Here is a 16,154-nt window from a genome sequence, read left to right on the forward strand (position 1 = left end):
ACTTCTGATAATTATTCACGCACGTAATGACGTACACCGCCTGTGTCGACGGATAAACACAGGCTGGCTTCGGCATCATAGCGGTCACAGTGCTTTGTCGCCAGCGGATAATCGTGAACAGATGCTGCATTGCTGGCATTTACACCAGCAATGCAGTGAGCTTAGAAGAGACGGTATCCATAACCCCAGAGAATAACCGTCAGTGCCAGTAACACCTCCAGTACCAGCACCCCGATGGCAAGCGTGGAACCGGAGAAGCTCAGGCCCTCTTCTTTATTGATATTCAGGAAGGTTGGAACGCCCAGATACAGCAGATAACCGGTGTAAAAGAGCGCAACAGTACCGATCAGCGCGCACAGCCAGACCAGTGGATAGAGCGCAACAATACCGCTTAAGAACAGCGGGGTCGCGACGTATCCGGCGAAGACCATACAGTGTGCCAGCGATGGGCGCTGTGGATAGTTACGCGCCATCCAGTGAATGACGCGCCCCATGACCGCCACCCCTGCCAGCATCAGGCCATAAAAGAGAATGGCCAGATAAAGCCCGGTAAACCAGGAGAGCTGAACCACGGTACCGTCACCGAAGTTCCAGCCGATTTGTGTTGTGCCAATAAACGCGCATATTACCGGCACCGCGGCCATCAGCAGCACATGGTGGGTGTAATGATGCGAGACCGTTTCGTTCTCACTTTTGATGACATGCATTTCACGATCGGGATGGGAGAAAAGTCCCCAGACATGGTTCATAGCGCCCCCTTGTTGTCGGCCCGTCAGCGATACCTTAAGTATAATGCAGGCTTTAGATTATTTTATGTACAGTGGGAAATTTCCGTTGATTGCCGCGCGGTTGATTCATGAGGTATATGATTAAACGAGGTACGCAGAGGGAGATAACCGTTACGTAATGGATATTAACGCACTCATTGAACAATATGGATATGCCGCGCTGGTCATCGGCAGCGTGGCGGAAGGTGAAACCATCACGCTGCTGGGCGGCGTCGCCGCGCATCAGGGCTTACTGAAGTTTCCGCTGGTCGTCGCTGCGGTCGCGCTGGGCGGCATGATTGGCGATCAGCTGCTCTACTTCCTGGGGCTACGCTTTGGCCCGACGCTGCTCAAGCGTTTCGTTAAACACAAAAAGAAAATCAACCGCGCGCAGCGCCTGATCCAGCGTCACCCTTATCTGTTCGTCATAGGCACCCGCTTTATGTACGGCTTCAGGATCATCGGGCCGATACTGATTGGTGCCAGCCGCCTGCCGCCAAAAATTTTCCTGCCGCTGAATATTGTTGGCGCGATAGCCTGGGCGCTGATCTTCACGACGCTTGGTTACGTGGGTGGCGAGGTGATTGGCCCGTGGCTGCATAACCTTGACCAACACCTGAAGCACTGGGCGTGGTTGATTCTGGTGGTTGTGGCGGTGATTGGGGTCAGGCTGTGGATGCGGCACAGAGAGAAGAAGCGGGATGAGGAGTGAGTCAGCCTGGTGCCCCTCACCCCTTTGGGGAGAGGGGAAACCTGTTACCCTTCCGGCTTAAACTGAGGGTTCGCCAGCATAAAGCCCCCGTCGACGATAAATGATTGCCCTGTGGTATAGCTGGCGTCGCTGTCACACAGCCACGCCACCAGGCTGGCGATTTCTTTGGTGTGGCCCGGCCTTGCCAGCGGGATTTCCGGCATTGACCCTTCCTTCACTTCGCTGTCGTCCATATCGTTCATCGGCGTGGCAATGGCCCCCGGCGCGACGGCGTTCACCAGAATCTTGTGCTTCACCAGCTCCATCGCCATAGATTTGGTTAAGCCGCCGAGCGCATGTTTCGCAGCCGTGTAAGCGCTGGCATCAGGCAGCGGCGTGTGCTCATGCACCGAGGTGATGTTCACAATCCGCCCGCCTTCCCCCTGCTTCACCATCTGCCGTGCCGCAATCTGCGAGCAGAGAAACGCGCCTTCCACGTCGACGGTAAAAATGTTCCGCCAGTCGTCAAACGCCATCTCAAGAAATGGCGCTTTGGTCATCGCTCCGGCATTGTTAACCAGCACGTCCAGCCGGCCGAAACGTGCAATGAGCGTTTCAATGGCTTCAGCGCCGTCCGGGAGCGTGCTTAAATCAAGATGGATAGCCTCTGCACGCTGCCCACGCGCTTCAACTTCACGGCAGGTTTCCAGCGCCCCTTTTTCATCCGAATGCCAGGTGACGCCAATATCAAACCCGCGCTCTGCCAGCATCAGCGCCGTGGTTTTACCGATCCCTGAATCCGATGCGGTTACAATCGCTACTCTGTTCATACTCACCTCCTGAAAAACTGCAAAGAGGTAAGTATAGATAATGGCCCTGTTTAGCCATGATGATAGCCGCCGCCCAGCGCTGACGTCAGCTGCAGCGTGGCGTCGAGATACTGGCCTTTCAACATGACGCCTTCGAGATGCTCTTTCAGTGCCGGGATTCTGGCTTCGCTGACCCGCGAACCGGCAATAATACCTGCGCTAAAACGCGCCTGCGCCAGCGCCACCACGCGCGCCGCGTCTTTTTCGATCTGCTGCTGGTGACGATTTTTTGCCGTCAGGGTTTCAACTTCACTTGCCGTACGCGCCACCTGATTGACCGCCTCCACCACCGCTTTGTTGTAGTTCGCGACCGAGAGGTTATTCTGCGCCTGGGCGATATCCAGATTAGCGTTCAGCCTGCCGCTGTCGAAGATCGGCAGCGTCAGTCCGGCAGTCACGCCCATCTGCTGGGCTGAAGAGCGGAACAGATCGCTCAGGTGCAGGGCATCCTGCTGTAAGAACGCCATCAGGTTCACGTCAGGATAGAACGCCGCTCTGGCGGCTTCCACCTCGCTCATGGAGGCTTCGATATACCAATGCGCCTCCTGCAGATCCGGACGGCGTGCCAGCAGTTCATATCCCAGCGTTGACGGTAGCGAGGCTTCGGCTGCAGGCAACGGGTGGCGCGTAAGGTGTGTCGCCGGGGTGCCGGTCAGCGCATCCAGACGCGCTTCAATGGCCTTCATTTTGCCCTTTACGTCGGCCAGCTGTTCATTAGTCTTACTGGCGTGTATATCGGTTTCGACGCCCTCCACCGAGGAGGTAATACCGTGCTGATACAGTTCGCGATCGGCGTCGATAATATTTTCCTGCTCCTGTTTAATCCGGGTAAGAACTTCCCCTGCTTCGGCCTGGGTCTGCCACGCCCAGTAAAGGCGCGCAACGCTGGTTGAAAGCAGCTGGCGGGTCTGCTCCAGCTCCGCTTTTTGCGCATTCACTTTACCGATACGCGCTGCAATCCGGGCGCGGTTTTTTCCCCATAGATCGAGATCCCAGCCCGCCGTCAGGCCAAAGGTGCCGTTGGTATACCATGGGCCGGTGGTGCCCGCCGCCGGGTCGGTAAGGGCAAACGGCCCCATCAGCCCCTCTGCCGACATTTTTTGCCGTTCAACATCCGCTGAAAAATCCATTTGTGGGCCATCGGCTGCGATAGCGGCTCTGGCCTGCGCTTCGGCAAGCGTAATGCGCTGCCGGGCAATTTGCATATCGGGCGCATCCGCTATGGCTTTGGCAATAAGCGAATTTAACTGCGGGTCGTTATATTCTTTCCACCATTCATTTTTCGGCCAATCCGCATGACGAAGTTGGGCATTAACGGACGCGGCTGTCGTTTGCGTTTGAATTGGCGACACCGTGGAATGTTCCGGTGCGCAGGCAGCCAGCATAAAAACAAGGGAAGCACTCAGAGATAAAATAAGAAAACGTTTCATTACGCCATGCACTCAAAAAAATAAAGGCGCAACTTACGCTTGATGACGCGCTATTTTTTAGTAACGCGTGGCAATCCGCAAATTGTCATACACTTACATACTCGGCAAAATATTCACCGAGTGAATTATTTATTTTTAAATATAATTGCCGTTTATTTTGACTGTATAACTCGCGCAATATCAGCCGACGTTTGCAGCGTGCGGATCTCCTGAAATAATCCCAGCGCTTCGCTGTACTCTTTGCGTAAATAACTCAGCCACTGTTTAATTCGCGCGACGTGATACAAACCGGTGTCGCCCTGCTTCTCCAGACGGCTGTATTTTTGCAGCAGCGTGACGACATCTGCCCACGGCATCCGCGGTTCGTTATATTTCACCACCCGGCTGAGGTTCGGCACGTTCAGCGCGCCGCGGCCAATCATCACCGCATCGCAGCCGGTGGCTTTCAGGCACGCCTGCGCGCTCTCGTAATCCCAGATTTCGCCGTTGGCGATCACCGGAATAGTAAGTCGTTTGCGGATCTCACCAATCGCCTGCCAGTTAATGCGCTCGGCTTTGTAGCCGTCTTCTTTAGTGCGGCCATGCACCACCAGCTCGGTGGCCCCGGCCTGCTGCACCGCATCGGCAATTTCAAACTGTCGGGCATCGCTGTCCCACCCCAGGCGCACCTTAACCGTCACCGGCAAATGCGAGGGCACGGCCTCACGCATGGCTTTCGCGCCGCGGTAAATCAGCTCAGGATCTTTCAGCAACGTCGCTCCACCGCCGCTGCCGTTTACCAGCTTCGACGGGCAGCCGCAGTTAAGATCCACCCCGTAAGAGCCAAGCGCTACCGCGCGGGCGGCATTTTCCGCCAGCCATTCAGGATACTGGCCGAGCAGCTGAATACGCACCAGCGTACCGGAAGGGGTCCGGCTCTGGCGATGCAGTTCAGGGCAGAGACGATAGAATGACTTTTCTGGCAGCAACATATCGACCACGCGCAGGAACTCCGTCACGCAGAGATCGTAATCGTTCACCTCGGTCAGAAGTTCGCGCACGAGGGAGTCGAGCACGCCTTCCATTGGGGCCAGTAAAACACGCATAACAGTACCTGTGAAAAAAGACGCGCTATAGTAGCCGCTCTCTATATCGCTGGGAAGCGCTTCTGTTCAGGCAGAAAGTCACCCGGCGTTGCCCCAACAATTGCGCGAAACGCCGCCGCAAATGCCGCCGGGCCGGAAAACCCCAGCATCCAGGCCACCTGCTTAACCGGGTATCCGTTGGCGAGGAGATCCAGCGAGGCACAAATCCTTGCGCGCTGTCGCCAGGCCCGGAAGCTAAAGCCGGTATCGTTGATAAACGCACGTGAAAATGTGCGTTCAGACATCGCGACCCGTTCCGCCAGCCTTTCCAGAGAGAGATCCCAGAGATTGTTGGCAATGATGTCACAGGCCACGCGATGTAAGCGCTCATCCACGGGCATCGGCAGTTCGGCAGAAATCTGCTGCGTCTCACTGAGGATGTCGAGCAGCAAAACGGCCATGCTGCGCTGGCTTGCCGGCCGGTATTCCGCGCTGAACAGCCCGGCAATCAGCTCTTTGAACAACGCTGTGGCCATAATCACGTGAACCTCGTCTTTCCGCTTAAAAGGTTCGCATTGCGAAATCAGTGCCGGGCTAAACCAGACCGCGCGAAGCTCCGTTGCGGATAACACGCTGTAGGTATGCTCCTGAAAGGGAGGGATCCAAAGCGCGCGCTGCGGCGGTATGACCCAGCGTTTGCTGCCGGTTTCAACCAGCATAACCCCCTTAATGGCAAACAAAAGTTGTCCCTGCGAATGCTGGTGAGGCGGATCGACTTCGCCGCGCGTATAGCGAATTGCCCCTCTTGACCATCCGATAGCATCGTCGTGAATTGGCGTTTTATCGATAACGGTTGGCATTTCACATTCCCCCCTTCCTCTTATGATGCTGCTTGTACACGTAACCAGAGAGAGACGCAATGCACATCCATTTTATTATTCATGAACATTTCGAGGCGCCAGGCGCCTATGAAATCTGGGGGAAAAGTCGCGGCTGCAGTCTGAGCTACACCAGAGTGTATCAGGGCGAACCTTTACCTGAGGAACTGGGGGGCACAGACCTGCTTATCATCATGGGAGGCCCGCAATCCCCCGCTACCACGCTCGAGGAATGCCCCTGGTTTGATGCGCAGGCGGAAAAGGCACTCATCAGCCGCGCGATAGAGGCAGGTAAAACGGTGATAGGCGTTTGTCTGGGCTCACAGCTTATCGGCGAAGCGCTGGGCGCAGCGTTTTGCCACAGCCCGGAAAAAGAGATCGGCAAATTTCCCGTCAGGCTCACAGATGCAGGCAAGGCGAACCCGCTGTTTGAGGACTTTGGCAGCGTGCTGAACGTCGGTCACTGGCATAACGATATGCCTGGGTTGACGCCGCAGGCTAAGGTTCTGGCTTACAGCGAGGGCTGTCCCCGCCAGATCGTGCAATACAGCGAACGGGTTTACGGTTTCCAGTGCCATATGGAGCTGACGCCGGAGGTGGTAGAGTTGCTGATTGAGCATTCGCAGAATGACCTCCGCCGTGCGGGTGAATTCCGTTTTGTCGAAACGGCGGAAAAACTCCGCTCGCATGATTATCGCGAAATGAACCAGGTGCTGTTTTCTTTTCTCGATAAACTGACCGCCTGACGCTGATACCTTCTCTGGCGCGTGACTTCGCCAGCGCAATCCCTTTCCTCTAAACTGTAGCCTGCACCAGTAAGGTGATACCGGACGTTCCATTCCGGAATGTCTGGTATGCTCAAAATTCATGATGTGATCCGTGGCACATTTTTAGGTTTAATTGTATGATGAATGCGTTTCAGCAAGGACTATCACCATGAGCAAATCATTGAACATTATCTGGCAATATCTGCGCGCATTCGTCCTGATTTACGCCTGCCTGTATGCCGGCATTTTCATCGCGTCGCTGCTGCCCATCACCATTCCCGGCAGCATTATCGGTATGCTGATCCTCTTCGTTTTACTGGCGCTGCAAATTCTGCCTGCAAAGTGGGTCAACCCAGGCTGCTTCATTCTTATCCGCTACATGGCGCTGCTGTTCGTGCCTATCGGCGTGGGCGTCATGCAGTATTTTGATTTGCTCAAGGCGCAGTTCGGCCCGATTGTCGTTTCCTGCGCGGTCAGTACGCTGGTGGTTTTCCTGGTGGTGAGCTGGAGTTCTCATCTGGTACATGGAGAACGTAACGTGGTCGGGGAGAAAACAAAAAAATGATGGCTAATATCTGGTGGTCACTGCCGTTAACCCTGCTGGTATTCTTCGCCGCGCGCAAGCTTGCCGCACGATTTAAAATGCCCTTGCTGAACCCCCTGCTGGTGGCGATGGTGGTGATTATTCCCTTCCTGCTGCTCACCGGCATTCCTTATGAGCGTTACTTTGCGGGCAGCAAAATTTTAAACGACCTCCTGCAGCCCGCCGTTGTCGCGCTTGCCTTTCCTTTATATGAGCAGCTGCACCAGATCCGCGCACGGTGGAAGTCCATCATTACTATCTGTTTTGTGGGAAGCCTGGTGGCGATGATTACCGGCACGTCGGTGGCGCTGTTGATGGGGGCCTCCCCGCAAATTGCCGCCTCTATCCTGCCTAAATCAGTGACCACGCCTATCGCGATGGCGGTAGGCGGCAGCCTCGGCGGTATTCCGGCCATCAGCGCGATGTGCGTGATTTTCGTCGGTATTCTCGGCGCGGTGTTTGGCCACACTCTGCTGAACGGGATGCGTATTCACACCAAAGCGGCGCGCGGTCTGTCGATGGGCACCGCCTCGCACGCGCTGGGTACCGCCCGCTGCGCGGAGCTGGACTATCAGGAAGGGGCGTTTAGCTCGCTTGCGCTGGTGATCTGCGGGATTATCACCTCCCTGCTCGCCCCGTTCATTTTCCCGCTGATTCTGGCGGTGATGGGCTAAAATTTGCGATGCGTCGCGCAAATTTCATTTTGATTTCATAAGTTGCATACATAATGAGATGTGGATCACATATAAAGGCCTTGCGGCTCCGTAAACTACCGATCCATTAACCTTTATGAGGCAAACGCCATGCACCCACGTTTTCAAGCTGCCTTCGCTCAGCTTGCAGAGAATTTGCAGTCAGCCCTGGCTCCCGTTCTGGCAGACGCACATTTCCCCGCCCTGCTGACGGCGGAGCAGGTCACGGTGCTTAAACAGGCAACCGGGCTGGATGAAGACGCGCTGGCTTTCGCACTGCTGCCCCTGGCTGCCGCCTGCGCCCGGGCCGATCTTTCCCACTTTAACGTCGGCGCCATCGCGCGCGGCGTCAGCGGAACCTGGTACTTCGGCGGGAACATGGAGTTCCTCGGCGCAACCATGCAGCAGACCGTTCACGCCGAGCAGAGCGCCATCAGCCACGCCTGGCTGCGCGGTGAGAAAGCCCTGAGCGCCATCACCGTAAACTACACCCCATGCGGCCACTGCCGCCAGTTTATGAACGAGCTGAACAGCGGGCTGCAGCTGCGCATTAACCTGCCGGGCCGCGCGCCGCACACGCTGGGGGACTACCTGCCTGACGCCTTCGGCCCGAAAGATCTGGAGATCAAAACCCTGCTGATGGACGAGCAGGATCACGGATTCGCCCTTTCCGGCGATGACCTGAACCAGGCGGCCATACGCGCGGCGAACAAGAGTCACACTCCGTACAGCAACTCCCCGAGCGGCGTGGCACTGCAGTGCCGCGATGGCCGTATCTTCACCGGCAGCTATGCGGAAAACGCCGCGTTTAACCCAACGCTGCCGCCGCTGCAGGGCGCACTCAACCTGCTGAGCCTGAACGGCTACGATTATCCGGACATTCAGCGTGCCGTTCTGGCCGAAAAGGCCGATGCGCCGCTGATTCAGTGGGATGCCACCGCCGCAACGCTCAAGGCGTTAGGCTGCACGACGATCGACCGCGTCCTGCTGGCGTAAACCTTACGGCGGACAGAAATGTCCGCCACGTTGCTGAAAAACCCCTCAGTTGAGTCGCTGTTTCTTGCGCTAACCAGGCGGGTAAAGTAGCCTGAGTTAAATTTCATCCACGAACGAGCCATCTTCATGTTAAAGCGCGTTTTTTACAGCCTGTCTGTCCTGGTCGGCATACTGCTGTTTATCGTGCTGGGTCTCGACCGCTGGATGAGCTGGAAAACCGCCCCCTACATCTTTGATGACCTGCAGGATCTCCCCTATCGTCAGGTGGGCGTGGTGCTCGGCACCGCCAAGTATTACCGCACCGGCGTTATCAACCAGTATTATCGCTACCGCATTCAGGGCGCGCTGAACGCCTACAACAGCGGCAAGGTGAACTACCTGCTGCTGAGTGGTGATAACGCGCTGCAAAGCTATAACGAGCCGGTGACGATGCGTAAAGATTTGATTGCCGCAGGCGTCGATCCGGCCGATATCGTGCTCGACTACGCGGGCTTCCGCACCCTGGACTCCATCGTGAGGACCCGTAAGGTCTTCGACACCAACGACTTCATCATCATCACCCAGCGCTTCCACTGCGAGCGCGCGCTGTTTATCGCCCTGCACATGGGCATTCAGGCCCAGTGCTACGCGGTGCCGTCGCCAAAAGATATGCTGAGCGTGCGCGTCCGCGAGTTTGGTGCCCGCTTTGGTGCCCTGGCCGATCTCTATATCTTCAAACGCGAACCGCGTTTTTTAGGCCCTCTGGTGCCCATTCCGGCGATGCATGAAGTGCCGGAAGACGCGCAGGGTTACCCGGCGGTGACGCCGGAGCAGCTGCTGGATATGCAGAAAAAAGAGAAAAAGTAGGCCTGCTTTTATACTTTCTTTACGCCGGTACTGACGCTTTTTATCCCCCCTTTACGCCAGCTCTTTTAACCTGAGTTCACTGCCGCTACGGCTTCATTGAAGAATGACTATGAACTCGATAATGAATGCGTTTTTCCTCAAAAGTCTTCGCCCGTATTTTAACTTCCCCGGTTTATCACTCCCCGGCGCACTTAATTCTGGTCTCTGGCTGGATGAAAAAATTGACGCCCTGCAGCACAATATTGCCGTGGAAGTGGCCGACTATCTTGAAAGCTACCCGCAGACGAAACACGTTGACGTTTACCTGAACGATATCAACGGCACGATGCGCGGCAAGCGCCTCACGGTGGAGAGCATGCTGAGTCTGGAAAAAGGCTGTTATTTTCCGCTTTCCGTCTACTCCATGGATCAGAAGGGAAAAATCGCCGCCCCGGTTTATGATGAACCCGACCGGCTGTGCGTCCCGGTCGCCGGTTCTCTGCGTCCCTGTCCGCAGGATCCGGAGCATACCGCGCAGATCCTGCTGACGATGAAGGACAGCGACGGTAACCCCTGCCCTCTTGAGCCACGCGCGATACTGCAGAACGTCGTGGCCCGCTTCCACCAGCACGGCCTTTTCCCGGTCATTGCCCCGGAAATCGAGTTTTACCTGACGGGACAGGGCGATCGCGATCCGCAAAATCAGGGCTGTTTTCACATGGACACCTCGTCGGCGCACGCGGCGCTTTTTGACGAGCTGGAACAGCTGGCGCACCTTCAGCGCATCCCGCTGTCAGGGGTGGTAGCAGAAGCCGAGTCCGGACAGTACGAATTAAACCTGAAGCACAGCCAGCGCGTCGTAGAGATCTGTGATAACGTGCTGGCCTTGCGCCGCCTGACCCGCTATGTCGCTGAAAAGCACGGTCTTCAGGCTAACTTTATGGCTAAGCCCTTCAGCCAGCTCTCCGGCAGCGGTTTGCACATCCATTTCAGCCTGAACAACAGCCGTGGCGAGAACGTTTTTGCCTCGCCGGTGAACGCGCTGAGCAGCATGATGCGCTTGTGCATCGCGGGCCAGCTGGCGCTGATGCCCGCCTCCGTCGCCATTCTTGCGCCGGGGGTCAACGCGTTTCGTCGCCTGCGAAAAAACCTGACGGAACCCGTCTTTAACTCGTGGGGCTATAACACCCGCTCCGCTGCCCTGCGCATTCCCTGCTCGGAAGTGAGCAACCGTCGTATCGAGTACCGACTGGCCGGAGCCGATGCGAATCCGTATCTGGTGGCGGCCACAATCCTGACTGGCATGCTGTACGGGCTGGAACATATCGACGAGGGGGAACTCCCGGAACCGCAGCAGGACCATCCGGAACTCCCGCTGTTCCAGCAGGAGGCAATTGAGGCCTTCGCCCGCTGTCAGTATCTCACCGACAGCCTGGGCGACGCCTTTTCCGAACAGTGGGTCGCCTGCAAGCTTTCTGAACTCGAGTGGTTTGAGCGCATTGTGACTCAAGAAGAGTCCCATCTGGCATAGGCCATAAAAAAGCCCGCTCGGTGAGCGGGCCGGGTATGGCGAGTGACGATTACTTCTTACGGGCGTACTTCAGTGAATCCAGCGCCACCGCGAAGATAATGATGGCGCCCTTGATGATGTACTGCCAGTACGGGTTCACGCCGATGTAGGTCAAACCGTAGTTGATGACGGTAAAGATGATCACACCGGTGACCACGCCGAGCACGGTACCCACCCCGCCGCTGAAGGAGACGCCGCCGACCACGCAGGCCGCAATCGCATCCAGCTCGTACATGAAGCCAAGGTTGTTCGTTGCGGAGCCGATACGGCCTGCTTCAAGCATCCCACCGAAGGCGTAGAACACACCGGACAGCGCGTAAATCATCAGCAGGTTCAGGGCAACGTTTACCCCGGACACTTTCGCCGCTTCCGGGTTACCGCCGATAGCGAAGATGTTTTTACCGAAGCGCGTTTTGTTCCACAGGATCCAGACGAACGCCACCGCAATCAGCGCATAGAAGGTAATGTACGACAGGCGGAAGCTACCCAGCGCGATAAACCCCTGCGTGAAGGTGGAGAAGCCGCTGTCAAAGCCCGAAATCGGCGACGCGCCCACAAAGTCGTAGTACAGGGAGTTGATACCGTAAACGATGATCATCGTACCCAGCGTGGTGATAAATGGCGTCACGTTCAGGTAAGCGATGATAATACCGTTGATCAGGCCAATCACCGCCCCGATGGCGCAGACAATCAGGATCACCACGAAAATCGGCATGGTCGCCATCTCCGGGAACACCTTGTTGGCGTTTTCCATCGACTGCAGCAGGGTTGCCGCAATAACCGCCGCCAGGCCGACCTGACGACCGGCAGAAAGGTCCGTTCCCTGGGTGACGATAAGGCCCGCCACGCCCAGCGCAATGATGATACGCACGGAGGACTGGGTCAGAATATTACTCAGGTTCAGCAGGCTTAAGAACGTAGGGTCCTGGAAAATAATAATGGCCAGCAGGACTAAAAGAACAACGTAAATACCGCCTTCTTTCAGGTAAGTGAGAAAACTTTTTTTATTTAACGCACTCATGAGGAGCCCCTGATCTTAAAGGTGCAAAGACGCAAGACGCAAAATTTCGTTTTGCGTTGTCGTTTTGGTGTCAACAATACCGGCAACGAGACCATTGCTCATAACCAGAATACGGTCCGTGATCCCTAACAGTTCCGGCATTTCGGAAGAAATAATAATGATCCCTTTATTCTTTTTCGCCAGCTCGGCAATCAGCTGATAAATTTCAAACTTCGCGCCGACGTCAATACCGCGGGTCGGTTCATCCAGCATCAGAATTTCTGGCTGGGTTAATAACCAACGGCCAATAATAACTTTTTGCTGGTTACCACCGGAAAGCGAACCGATTTGGGTACGGTGGCCTGGCGTTTTCACGCGCATGGAGTCAATTACCCACTGGGTATCGCTCTTCATGCGGGAGTTATCCAGCAGCCCGACTTTGTTTTTGTAATTGCGAATATTAGAGATTAACGAGTTAAAGTTAATATCCAGATAAGCATAAATACCGGTCGAACGACGTTCTTCCGTCACCAGCGCAAAACCGTTATTAATGGCTTCGTTGGCATTATGGTTGTTAATTTTCTTCCCGTGCAGCGTGATGGTGCCGTCGGCCTTCTCGCGGATGCCAAACAGGGTTTCCACGATGTCGGTACGCTTTGCCCCTACCAGGCCAGCAATGCCAAGAATTTCGCCTTTGTGAAGGTCGAAAGAAACATCGCGGATGGACGGCTGGCGCAGCGAGGTCAGATTGCGCACTTCGAGGATTACTTCACCTGGCTTGTTCTCTTTGTCCGGGAAGCGCTGGTTCAGGGAACGGCCGACCATCATGGCGATGATCTTGTCCATGTCCAGCCCTTCAAGCGGCTGCGTGGCAATCCACTGGCCGTCGCGCAGGATGGTAATTTCATCGCACAGCTGGAAGATCTCTTCCATTTTGTGCGAGATGTACACAATGCCGCAGCCGCGTTCTTTCAGCTTACGAATAATGGTAAAAAGGTGATTAACCTCTTTTTCCGTTAATGACGAGGTAGGTTCATCCATGATGACGATTTTCGCATCATAGGAGAACGCTTTGGCAATTTCGATCATCTGCATCTGGGAAACGGATAATGTCCCCACGCGGGCGCGCGGATCGATATCAATATCCAGCTCATCGAAAATCGCTTTGGTGTCGCGATACATTTTATCCTGATCGACAAACACACCTTTGGTTGGGTAACGTCCCAACCACATGTTATCCATTACCGAGCGTTGCAGTACCAGGTTTAATTCCTGGTGAACCATCGAGATACCGTTTTCCAGCGCTTCTTTCGCTGAATGGAAATCGATCTCTTTCCCCTGAAAAAGAATGCTGCCAGAATCTTTTTGATAGATCCCAAAAAGACATTTTAATAACGTTGATTTACCCGCACCGTTCTCCCCCATTAATGCATGAATAGAGTGAGGACGGACTTTTAAATTAACATTATCGAGTGCCTTAACACCGGGGAAGGACTTGTTGACGCCTGTCATTTCCAACAAGTATTCACCGGACGACTGAGTAGTTGTGCTGACCATAATTATACCTTGTTGGCCTCGCATATCGCGTTATAAAAGGGCGCAACGAATTGCGCCCAGTGAAGACAAAACAAAGATCTTATTTACCGATAAACTCAGCCAGGTTGGACTGGTCTACGCCCACGTAAGGTACGCGAACGATTTTGTTGTCAATTTTCCAGTTGGTGCCATCCGCCGCGCCTTTACCGTCGGCAAGGTTTTTCGCCAGATCGAAGGTCGCTTTCGCCTGGTTGTTGGCATCGTTCAGAACGGTACCGGCCATCGCGCCAGATTTAACCAGCGCCAGCGCTTCCGGCAGGGCATCCACGCCAAATACCGGGATGGACGATTTATTGTGGGCTTTCAGCGCTTCAACCGCACCCATTGCCATCGCATCGTTGTTGGCAATGACCACTTCGATTTTGTTCGCGTTCGGGCCAGACAGCCACGCGTCCATCTTATCTTTCGCCTGAGCGGTGTCCCACATCGCGGTATCTAACGCCAACTGCTGGGTTTTCAGGCCTTTGTCGTTCAGCTCTTTGATAACATAGGTGGTACGCGCTTCAGCATCCGGGTGGCCAGGTTCGCCTTTCAGCAGCACGAACTGGATCTGACCGTCTTTGTTCAGGTCCCAGTTCGGGTTCGCCGCCCAGTGCTTCGCGATCAGATCGCCCTGAATAATGCCGGACTCTTTAGAGTCAGTACCGACGTAATACGCTTTGTCATAGCTGTCCAGCGCTTTACGGGAAGGTTCTTTGTTGAAGAAGACGATTGGCACGTTCTGGCCGCGCGCTTTCTCAATAACCGTGCCTGCTGCAGCCGGGTCAACCAGGTTGATCGCCAGGGCCTTAACGCCTTTAGCCAGCAGAACGTCGATCTGATCGTTCTGTTTGGACTGGTCGTTCTGGGAGTCATTCATCAGCAGCTGTACGTCTGGCGCTGCTTTCGCATCTTTCTCAATTGCTTTACGCACAACAGACATGAAGTTGTCGTCGTATTTATAGATGGTCACACCAATACGGGTATCCGCAGCGTGCGCTGCTGCACCAAAAAGCATGCTTGCCATTACAGCAGACAGGGTCAACACCTTCTTATTCATGGTATCTCCGGTTTTTTTATGCAGGGTAGTTCTTGTGAATAACGATCGGCAGGCAGGTGTTAATAAAACGTTACTGACAGCCGACGTTCACTTATAAAATTTCTATCTTCCGTGGTCGGTAACGCTCCAGAAATGCGTTTTATTCGTTGTTTGCGGCACATTGGCTATGGTGAAAGCGAATAATCACCGTTACATAGCGTTTCAGCCCCTAAAACGCTGACATCATAGTCAGCGCCTTGTTAAGATACTGTGAATTTACTCACAGATTGAAAACGGTTACATCACCTGGTGTAATCAGTTAGTGATCGGAACCACAATTTGCCGGGCGGCGACGGAATGACGACGCACCAGCGTCGGCATGAAGCAGTGAGTTGCCCCCGGATCCAGCAGCCCTGCCGCTCCCTGCAGCGCCAGCTCGGTCGCCAGTTTTGCCATAGAAGCAATGGGATAGCGCACCGTAGTCAGCTGCGGGTCGGTGTAACGGGCAATCGGAATATCATCGAAACCAATCAATGACAAATGCTGTGGCACCGCAATGCCGTTATCCTTCAGCGCAGTCAGCGCACCTGCCGCCATGCTGTCGTTATAGGCAAACACGGCAGAAAGCTGCAGATTGCGGCCCAGCAGTTCCACCATTGCCGCCTCACCGCCCTGCATATCCGGCGTGCCGGTGCCAATCCAGCTTTCTGATGGCGTAATACCGTGCTCTTTCAGGGCGTTTTGCCACCCCTCACGCCGCAGCTCGTCATCTTCAATGTGATGGCTGGATGCCAGATAGCCGATCCGCTGATGGCCGTTATTGATGAGCATTTTGGTGGCCATCATGGCGCCGCTGACGTTATCCAGCCCGACACAGCGGTGGGCATAGCCCGGGACGATGCGGTTGATTAACACCATGCCCGGGATCTGCTCCATAAACCCGACCAGCTCTTCATCGCTTAAGGCTTTTGAGTGAACAATCAGGGCGTTGCAGCGCTGGCGGATCAGCACTTCAATGGCATAACGCTCCTTTTCCGCCTCGTGATAGCTGTTGCCAATCAGCACGTATTTCTGATGCTGCTGGGCGACCACATCGACCGCTTTCACCAGCGCACCGAAAAAGGCGTCCGAGACATCCATTACCACCACGCCGATGGTATCGCTGACCTGTGTTGCCAGCGCCTGTGCGTTGGCATTTGGCCGGTACCCGAGCTGAGTCACGGCTTTCATTACGGTTTCACGGGTTTCAGGGCTGACCAGCGCGCTGTTGTTCAGCACGCGGGAGACGGTAGCCACAGAAACGCCCGCCAGACGGGCGACGTCACGAATGGTGATCATATTCACCATCCTTCAAAGAATTGCAGCAACTCACAGACACCCCCTGTGTTTAGCAAGGTGGCTATTTTGG

16 protein-coding genes are annotated in these 16,154 nt (G+C 55.1%); 7 read left to right on the forward strand and 9 right to left on the reverse strand.

Annotated elements, in window-relative coordinates; translation table 11 throughout:
- Nucleotides 1-161: 161 nt before the first annotated feature.
- Complete coding sequence (locus tag IM313_RS21935; protein WP_028013847.1) at nucleotides 162-749, reverse strand: Yip1 family protein; 588 nt, start codon at nucleotides 747-749, stop codon at nucleotides 162-164.
- Between the two features lie 157 nt (nucleotides 750-906).
- Between IM313_RS21935 and IM313_RS21940 the strand changes: the two genes are divergently transcribed.
- Nucleotides 907-1,479 carry a DedA family protein gene (locus IM313_RS21940; protein ID WP_028013848.1) on the forward strand — a complete coding sequence of 191 codons (573 nt, stop codon included), beginning with the start codon at nucleotides 907-909 and terminating at the stop codon, nucleotides 1,477-1,479.
- Nucleotides 1,480-1,523: 44 nt separating this feature from the next.
- Here IM313_RS21940 and IM313_RS21945 read toward each other — a convergent pair whose 3' ends face one another.
- The 4 genes from IM313_RS21945 to IM313_RS21960 form a co-directional block, all read right to left on the reverse strand.
- On the reverse strand, nucleotides 1,524-2,288 hold the full coding sequence (locus IM313_RS21945) for an SDR family oxidoreductase (RefSeq protein ID WP_192971286.1): 765 nt from the start codon (nucleotides 2,286-2,288) through the stop codon (nucleotides 1,524-1,526).
- A 50-nt stretch (nucleotides 2,289-2,338) separates the two neighbouring features.
- Nucleotides 2,339-3,757, reverse strand: a complete 1,419-nt coding sequence (mdtQ, locus tag IM313_RS21950; protein ID WP_192971285.1) for a multidrug resistance outer membrane protein MdtQ — start codon at nucleotides 3,755-3,757, stop codon at nucleotides 2,339-2,341.
- 152 nt (nucleotides 3,758-3,909) lie between these two features.
- Nucleotides 3,910-4,842, reverse strand: a complete 933-nt coding sequence (dusC, locus tag IM313_RS21955) for a tRNA dihydrouridine(16) synthase DusC (protein ID WP_028013851.1) — start codon at nucleotides 4,840-4,842, stop codon at nucleotides 3,910-3,912.
- A 41-nt stretch (nucleotides 4,843-4,883) separates the two neighbouring features.
- Nucleotides 4,884-5,681, reverse strand: coding sequence for a helix-turn-helix domain-containing protein (locus tag IM313_RS21960; RefSeq protein ID WP_049137320.1), 798 nt, complete (start codon nucleotides 5,679-5,681; stop codon nucleotides 4,884-4,886).
- Between the two features lie 59 nt (nucleotides 5,682-5,740).
- Here IM313_RS21960 and IM313_RS21965 point away from each other — a divergent pair, with 59 nt between their 5' ends.
- The 6 genes from IM313_RS21965 (at nucleotide 5,741) to IM313_RS21990 (ending at nucleotide 11,093) form a co-directional block, all read left to right on the forward strand.
- Complete coding sequence (locus tag IM313_RS21965) at nucleotides 5,741-6,445, forward strand: type 1 glutamine amidotransferase (RefSeq protein WP_028013853.1); 705 nt, start codon at nucleotides 5,741-5,743, stop codon at nucleotides 6,443-6,445.
- 190 nt (nucleotides 6,446-6,635) lie between these two features.
- A complete protein-coding gene (locus tag IM313_RS21970; protein ID WP_047363090.1) occupies nucleotides 6,636-7,031 on the forward strand; it encodes a CidA/LrgA family protein in 396 nt (131 codons plus the stop codon).
- Nucleotides 7,028-7,723, forward strand: coding sequence for a CidB/LrgB family autolysis modulator (locus tag IM313_RS21975; protein ID WP_041909023.1), 696 nt, complete (start codon nucleotides 7,028-7,030; stop codon nucleotides 7,721-7,723). The genes IM313_RS21970 and IM313_RS21975 overlap by 4 nt, the downstream gene beginning before the upstream one ends.
- A gap of 129 nt (nucleotides 7,724-7,852) precedes the next feature.
- Entirely contained in the window at nucleotides 7,853-8,737 is an 885-nt protein-coding gene (gene cdd / locus IM313_RS21980; protein WP_028013856.1) for a cytidine deaminase, read from the forward strand.
- 126 nt (nucleotides 8,738-8,863) lie between these two features.
- A complete protein-coding gene (gene sanA / locus IM313_RS21985) occupies nucleotides 8,864-9,583 on the forward strand; it encodes an outer membrane permeability protein SanA (RefSeq protein WP_028013857.1) in 720 nt (239 codons plus the stop codon).
- A gap of 121 nt (nucleotides 9,584-9,704) precedes the next feature.
- Nucleotides 9,705-11,093 (forward strand): glutamine synthetase family protein, encoded by a 1,389-nt coding sequence (locus tag IM313_RS21990; protein ID WP_192971381.1) that lies wholly within the window; start codon nucleotides 9,705-9,707, stop codon nucleotides 11,091-11,093.
- A gap of 49 nt (nucleotides 11,094-11,142) precedes the next feature.
- Here IM313_RS21990 and mglC read toward each other — a convergent pair whose 3' ends face one another.
- The 4 genes from mglC to galS all read right to left on the reverse strand — a co-directional run bounded on the left by mglC (nucleotide 11,143) and on the right by galS (nucleotide 16,084).
- On the reverse strand, nucleotides 11,143-12,153 hold the full coding sequence (gene mglC / locus IM313_RS21995) for a galactose/methyl galactoside ABC transporter permease MglC (protein ID WP_013097952.1): 1,011 nt from the start codon (nucleotides 12,151-12,153) through the stop codon (nucleotides 11,143-11,145).
- Nucleotides 12,154-12,168: 15 nt separating this feature from the next.
- Entirely contained in the window at nucleotides 12,169-13,689 is a 1,521-nt protein-coding gene (mglA, locus tag IM313_RS22000; RefSeq protein ID WP_028013859.1) for a galactose/methyl galactoside ABC transporter ATP-binding protein MglA, read from the reverse strand.
- 79 nt (nucleotides 13,690-13,768) lie between these two features.
- A complete protein-coding gene (mglB, locus tag IM313_RS22005; RefSeq protein WP_008500923.1) occupies nucleotides 13,769-14,767 on the reverse strand; it encodes a galactose/glucose ABC transporter substrate-binding protein MglB in 999 nt (332 codons plus the stop codon).
- 294 nt (nucleotides 14,768-15,061) lie between these two features.
- Nucleotides 15,062-16,084, reverse strand: coding sequence for an HTH-type transcriptional regulator GalS (galS, locus tag IM313_RS22010; RefSeq protein ID WP_048960194.1), 1,023 nt, complete (start codon nucleotides 16,082-16,084; stop codon nucleotides 15,062-15,064).
- Between the last annotated feature and the right edge of the window lie 70 nt (nucleotides 16,085-16,154).

Origin of the sequence: Enterobacter cloacae complex sp. P2B, assembly GCF_014895985.1 — a bacterium.
In the GTDB taxonomy this organism is placed as follows: domain Bacteria; phylum Pseudomonadota; class Gammaproteobacteria; order Enterobacterales; family Enterobacteriaceae; genus Enterobacter; species Enterobacter bugandensis.